At 64.9% G+C, this 6,007-nt stretch carries 8 protein-coding genes; 5 read left to right on the top strand and 3 right to left on the bottom strand.

Annotated features, from left to right (window positions below):
• Positions 1 to 61 precede the first annotated feature (61 nt).
• Complete coding sequence (locus tag NBV68_RS16925) at positions 62 to 820, top strand: phosphatidylcholine/phosphatidylserine synthase (protein WP_296312076.1); 759 nt, start codon at positions 62 to 64, stop codon at positions 818 to 820.
• On the opposite strand, the gene NBV68_RS16920 is transcribed toward NBV68_RS16925, so the two are convergent.
• Positions 759 to 1,016: a hypothetical protein gene (locus tag NBV68_RS16920; RefSeq protein WP_296312074.1), complete on the bottom strand. Its 258-nt coding sequence runs from the start codon at positions 1,014 to 1,016 to the stop codon at positions 759 to 761. The two genes, NBV68_RS16925 and NBV68_RS16920, sit on opposite strands and share 62 nt — an antisense overlap.
• Positions 1,017 to 1,310: 294 nt before the next feature.
• On the opposite strand from NBV68_RS16920, the gene rpsB reads away from it, so the two are divergent.
• Both rpsB and tsf read left to right on the top strand, forming a co-directional pair.
• The gene (gene rpsB / locus NBV68_RS16915; RefSeq protein WP_296312072.1) at positions 1,311 to 2,108 is read left to right on the top strand and encodes a 30S ribosomal protein S2; all 798 of its coding nucleotides are present in this window, start codon (positions 1,311 to 1,313) and stop codon (positions 2,106 to 2,108) included.
• 129 nt (positions 2,109 to 2,237) lie between these two features.
• Positions 2,238 to 3,164: a translation elongation factor Ts gene (gene tsf, locus NBV68_RS16910; protein ID WP_296312070.1), complete on the top strand. Its 927-nt coding sequence runs from the start codon at positions 2,238 to 2,240 to the stop codon at positions 3,162 to 3,164.
• Between the two features lie 69 nt (positions 3,165 to 3,233).
• Here tsf and NBV68_RS16905 read toward each other — a convergent pair whose 3' ends face one another.
• Both NBV68_RS16905 and NBV68_RS16900 read right to left on the bottom strand, forming a co-directional pair.
• Positions 3,234 to 3,635: a hypothetical protein gene (locus NBV68_RS16905; RefSeq protein ID WP_296312068.1), complete on the bottom strand. Its 402-nt coding sequence runs from the start codon at positions 3,633 to 3,635 to the stop codon at positions 3,234 to 3,236.
• A gap of 65 nt (positions 3,636 to 3,700) precedes the next feature.
• Complete coding sequence (locus tag NBV68_RS16900) at positions 3,701 to 4,543, bottom strand: metallophosphoesterase (protein ID WP_296312065.1); 843 nt, start codon at positions 4,541 to 4,543, stop codon at positions 3,701 to 3,703.
• A gap of 85 nt (positions 4,544 to 4,628) precedes the next feature.
• Here NBV68_RS16900 and pyrH point away from each other — a divergent pair, with 85 nt between their 5' ends.
• Positions 4,629 to 5,348 carry a UMP kinase gene (gene pyrH / locus NBV68_RS16895; protein WP_296312063.1) on the top strand — a complete coding sequence of 240 codons (720 nt, stop codon included), beginning with the start codon at positions 4,629 to 4,631 and terminating at the stop codon, positions 5,346 to 5,348.
• A 17-nt stretch (positions 5,349 to 5,365) separates the two neighbouring features.
• Complete coding sequence (gene frr / locus NBV68_RS16890; protein WP_296312060.1) at positions 5,366 to 5,923, top strand: ribosome recycling factor; 558 nt, start codon at positions 5,366 to 5,368, stop codon at positions 5,921 to 5,923.
• Positions 5,924 to 6,007 lie beyond the last annotated feature (84 nt).

The following is a 6,007-nucleotide window of genomic DNA, read 5'->3' as shown; positions in this document are numbered from 1 at the left end:
CGGCCCCAAGGCCGCCGAGGACGAGGATGCCCGCGCGGCGGGCGATGGCAGCGGGCTTAGCTTGCGGGCAATGCTCCCCAATGCGGTGACGGCTGCGGCGCTGTGTTCGGGGCTGACCGGCATCCGCTTTGCGATCGACGGGCACTGGGCCTTCGCGATCGGGCTGGTGGTGCTGGCCGGTGTGCTCGACGGGATCGACGGGCGCATCGCGCGGCTGCTCAACGCCCAGTCGCGCTTCGGTGCCGAACTCGATTCGCTCGCCGATTCGCTGTCATTCGGGGTCGCGCCTGCGCTGATCCTGTTCCTGTGGTCGCTCCAGAGCTGGGAGCGCTTCGGCTGGTTCGCCGCGCTCGCCTTCGCGATCTGCTGCGCGCTCAGGCTGGCGCGGTTCAATGCCCGCATCGATGTCGACGACCAGCCGCACAAACTGGCCGGCTTCCTCACCGGCGTGCCCGCGCCGGTCGGAGCGGGGCTTGCCTTCACGCCGTTCTACCTGTGGCTCGAAACCGGCTATGCGGCGTTTCGCGAGCCCATGTTCATGGCCGCCTGGCTGACGCTGATTGCCGGATTGATGATCTCCAACATGCCGACGCTGAGCTGGGCCGCGGTGCGTCCGCGCCGGTCGATCCGACTGCCGCTGATCGCCTTCACCGGCCTGGCCTTTGCCGCGCTGCTGCTCGAGCCGTGGTGGACGCTAGCGGCAATCAGCATCGTCTATCTCGCGCTGATGCCTTACGGCCTTGTCAAATATGCACGGATCAAGCGGCGAAAGCAGGCCGCGCAAGCGGAAGCCCAACCGGCAGACCCGCCCGCCGCGTAGCCATCGCGCGGCGCGGGGCGGGCCTCAGCGCCATCTCCACCGCCGCTGCCTGCAGCGCGAAGCCGGCGCGCATCACTTCACCTTCCCGCATCAACCGCACATAGGCGGCGCGCGCTTCGACGAGGCAGTGGGCGACGGTCGCGGTGGCGATCAGGCCCGTGAGGGCGAACAGGACGGTGATGGCGAGAGAAAGCATGGCGGTTTGCCCTTATGTCCGTTAGTTCCACGTTTGTTCTCTCGCTTTGTTCTTCAACTGTTCCCCCGAGTCAAGCGCAATTGTAACCGATGCGGTCAGGATTTTTCCGTAACCCGGCATTGGGGACTGGATTTCGCGGGACGACCCCGCTAAGGGCCCGCATTCTCCGGCAAGGGCATTCGGCCCGAACCCGAAGCAAATTCACATGGAAGGCGCTCATACCGGTGCCGTTTGCGGGACGCTCCGCACACGCGGTTCCAGCCTTCCAGAGGAACAACCGGAAAGGAATTACCTATGGCGGCTCCCGTCGTCACCATGCAAGCTTTGATCGAGGCCGGTGCCCACTTCGGACACCAGACCCACCGCTGGAACCCGCGCATGAAGCCGTACATCTTCGGCGCGCGCAATGGGGTTCACATCATCGACCTGTCGCAGACCGTGCCGCTGTTTGCGCGCGCGCTCGACTTCGTGGAGTCGACCGTGCGTTCGGGCGGCAAGGTGCTGTTTGTCGGCACCAAGCGTCAGGCGCAGGAGCCGATCGCCGAGGCCGCGCGCATGTCGGGCCAGCACTTCGTTAACCATCGCTGGCTGGGCGGGATGCTCACCAACTGGAAGACCATCTCGGGTTCGATCCGCCGCTTGAAGAGCCTCGAGGAAATGCTCTCGGGCGACACCTCGGGTTTTACCAAGAAGGAAGTCCTCCAGCTCACCCGTGAGCGCGAGAAGCTGGAAATGTCATTGGGCGGCATCCGCGACATGGGCGGCATTCCGGACGTGATGTTCGTGATCGACGCCAACAAGGAAGACCTCGCCATCAAGGAAGCCGGCGTGCTCGGCATCCCGGTGATCGCGATCCTCGACACCAATGTCGATCCCAACGGCATCGCCTTCCCGGTTCCGGGCAACGACGATGCGAGCCGCGCGGTGCGCCTCTACTGCCAGGCGATCGGTGAAGCCGCGATGGCCGGCAAGGGCAAGTTCCAGGCTGACGTGTCGAGCGATTTCGGCGCGATGGCCGAGCCCCCGGCCGAGGCGGTGCTCGCCGATGAGCCGGTTGCCGAAGAACCGGCCGCCGAAGACGCCGAAGCCTGATCTTTTGCACGGGGGATTGGCGCGCGGCGTCAATCCCTCGTCACAATCCCCCTCTAGCGCGCCCGGCATTGCCTTCCGTTCCCGGATGGCGGGGCCGGGCGCCCGAACACACACAAGAAGGAATTTCCCATGGCCGATATTTCCGTCGCCGACGTGAAGAAGCTGCGCGAGCGCACCGGCGCTGGCATGATGGACGCCAAGAAGGCGCTGACCGAAGCGGGCGGCGACATCGAAGCGGCGGTTGACGCGCTGCGTGCCAAGGGCCTTGCCACCGCCCAGAAGAAGTCGAGCCGCACCGCGGCCGAAGGTCTGGTCGGTGTGCTCGTCGAAGGCACCAAGGGCGTGGCCGTCGAAATCAACTCGGAAACCGACTTCGTCGCCAAGAACGACCAGTTCCAGAGCTTCGTGCGCAACACCACCGCGGTTGCGCTGGCAACCGGCACCAGCGACGTCGAAGCCCTCAAGGCGGCTGCCTATCCCGAAGGCGGCACGGTTGGCGACAAGCTGACCGAGAACGTCGCCACCATCGGCGAGAACCAGCAGATCCGCCGTATCAAGCAGGTCGGTGTCACGCAGGGCGCGGTCGTGCCCTACATCCATAATGCTGCTGCCGACGGCCTCGGCAAGATCGGCGTTCTGGTTGCGCTGGAATCCGATGCCGATGCCGACACGCTCAACGCATTGGGCAAGGACATCGCCCAGCACGCTGCCGCGATGTTCCCGCAGGCGCTGGACGCCGACGGCCTCGACGCCGACGTGATCGAGCGCGAGCGCAAGATCGCCGCCGAGAAGGCTGCCGAAAGCGGCAAGCCCGCAGACGTGCAGGCCAAGATGGTCGAGGGCGCGGTGAAGAAGTTCGCCAAGGAAAATGCGCTCCTCAGCCAGATCTTCGTCAAGGACGGCAAGGCGACGGTTGAAGAGTACATCGCCAAGGCCGCCAAGGACGCAGGCAAGTCGATCAAGCTCGTCGACTACGTGCGCTTCCAGCTCGGCGAAGGCATCGAGAAGGAAGAAGTCGATTTCGCCGCGGAAGTGGCAGCGACGCTCAAGGGCTGATCGGGCTCTTTCACGACCGACTTCAGTCGAACAACGCCAAGGGACGCGCCGAAAGGTGCGTCCCTTTTGCTATCTTACGGTCGCATCGGCCAACAGCAAGGCCAGCGCAATCGCCAACCAGAAACCGAGGCCGGCCGCCGACCACACGAAGGCCTCGAAGGATTTGCGCGGATAGCCGAGATACCGCTGCGCGACGGCGAAAAAGATACCGATCGTCGTGAAGCCGAACAGCAGGAAAGCCATCCGTGCAGGCCAGCTGAGCGGCGCATCCAGCTGCGCTTCTTCGTAAGCCGCCAGTTGTTCGGCCTGCGCCGCCAGTTCGCCAATTGCCTCGTCCCCCAGGCCCCTTCGCTGCAGTTCCACTCGGGCAGCGTCTACGAATGCCGGTTCGAAACCGTCGGCCTCTTGGCTTTTGGCAATCCGGACGAGGTCCTCGTCCTGCATACGCCGCACACGTTCGCTGATGGCCATTGCAAGCCCCTATTCCCCTGTTCGTCTTGAGGAGTTGCATCAGGCGCAGCGCGTGACAACCAGCTTCAGTTCTGCGGCGGCGCTATTTCTATCAGCCACACCTCCGGGTGCGTGAACAGCCGCAAAGGCAGCAGGCTGGTGCCAAGCCCCGCGCCGGTGACCAGCACCTTGCCGTGCTGGCGCACCACCCCGCAAGCGTAGAGATCGCCGTAGTCGGACATCGTCGCGGGCGCGCCGCCCCACGGCCAGGCGATCTGGCCGCAATGGGTATGCCCGGCGAGCACCAGCGGCACATTCACCGGCACGTTCGGAAAGATGTCGGGCGAGTGCGTCAGCACCAGCGGCACACCCGGCTTGCCCGCCATCGCGGCGAGGGTAGCCGAAAGGTCGGCCTGGCCGGTGAAGTCATCGTCCACCCCGCCGATCACCAGCGGCCCGGCCGCAAGCGCTTCGTTGCGCAGCACCGTGATGTGCGGATAGCGCTCCAGTTCCGCCGCCAGCTTCTCCCAGCCGAACCAGTGGTCGTGATTGCCCGGCACCAGCACCACGCCCAGCGGCGCGGACAGCTTGCCGAGCGGGGCGATCGCTTCGGCGGCGTTGTAGATGTGCGAGGCGGCGCGTTTCTCGCTCACCAGATCGCCCGCGATGGCGACCAGATTGGGCTTCAGCGCATTGATCTGCTCAACGACCCTCGCGAGCCGTTCGGGCGGCATGTCAGGCCCGGCGACGTGGATGTCGGAGATGAGCGCGATGGTGACCGGCTCGGCGCCAGCGGGGAGGGCGGGGCTCTCCACCACCAGCCGTTCGACCACCGGTGCGCGCATCGTGTCGTGCCATGCCTTTACAACGACCAGCACGGCGAGAACCAGCGCTGCTGCCACGGCCCTGCGGATGATTGTCTTGGCCATTATCCCCGCTATCCTCTTGGCAGCACGGTGACACCCCGATAAAGGCCCCCGCTAGCCCACTCCCGCCAGAAAGTCTGCCTGTCCCATGAGCCTGCCCACCATCAAGCGCGTCCTCCTCAAGCTTTCGGGCGAGGTCTTGATGGGCAACCAGCAGTTCGGGATCGATCCCGAATTCGTTGCCGAGCTGGCGAAAGAGGTGAAGGCGGCCAAGGACAGCGGGCTCGAGATCTGCCTCGTGATCGGTGGAGGCAACATCTTCCGCGGCATGGCAGGGGCGGCCAAGGGGATGGACCGCGCGCAGGCCGATTACATGGGAATGCTCGCGACCGTGATGAACGCGCTCGCGATGCAGAACGCGCTTGAACAGTGCGGCGTGCCGACCCGCGTGCAATCCGCGATCGAGATGGACAAGGTGTGCGAGCCGGTGATCCGCCGCCGCGCCGAGCGCCATCTGGAAAAGGGCCGGGTCGTGATCTTCGCCGCCGGTGTCGGCGCGCCCTATTTCACCACCGACAGCGGCGCTGCCTTGCGCGCGGCGGAAATGAAGTGCGATGCGCTCCTGAAGGGCACCAGCGTCGACGGGGTCTATGACAGCGATCCCAAGCACAACCCCGATGCCGTGCGTTTCGATACCGTGACTTACGACCGCGTGCTCGCAGACAATCTCAAGGTGATGGACGCCTCGGCCGTGGCGCTGTGCCGCGACAACAGGATCCCGATCGTGGTCTTCTCGATCCGCGAGAAGGGCAACCTTGCCCGCGTGCTCGCCGGCGAGGGCGTCCAGACCATTGTTCAAGACAGCTAAGAGCGAAGGAACCAGCCATGCCGCAATTTGACAAGGTCGATGTCGAGCGCCGGATGAAGGGCGCGGTGGAATCCCTGAAGAGCGATCTTCAGGGCCTGCGCACCGGCCGCGCCAACACCACCCTGCTCGATCCGGTGCAGGTCGAGGTCTACGGCTCGATGATGCCGCTTCAGCAGGTCGCCACAGTATCGGCGCCCGAACCGCGCATGCTCAGCGTGCAGGTGTGGGACAAGACGAACATGCATGCGGTGGAGAAGGCGATCGCCTATGCCAATCTCGGCCTCAACCCGATTATCGACGGCCAGACGCTGCGCCTGCCGATCCCCGATCTGACGCAGGAGCGCCGCAAGGAGCTGGCGAAGCTGGCGGGCCAGTATGCCGAGAAGGCCAAGATCGCGATCCGCAACGTGCGCCGTGACGCGATGGAAAGCCTCAAGACCGACGAGAAGAAGAAGGAAATCTCCGAGGACGATCGCAAGCGTTCCGAAGAGCAGGTCCAGAAGCTGACCGATCAATACGTCAAGGAGACCGACGAGGCGGCCGCCAAGAAGGAACAGGAAATCCTGACGCAGTAAGCAGCGTTTCGGGTTATGGGGAGTGCCTTGGACCAATCGCGCGCCAGACATGTCGCCATCATCATGGATGGCAATGGCCGCTGG

It is taken from the genome of Erythrobacter sp., from assembly GCF_023653175.1.
GTDB lineage: Bacteria > Pseudomonadota > Alphaproteobacteria > Sphingomonadales > Sphingomonadaceae > Erythrobacter.
This window is presented reverse-complemented; position numbering and strand designations above follow the sequence as displayed.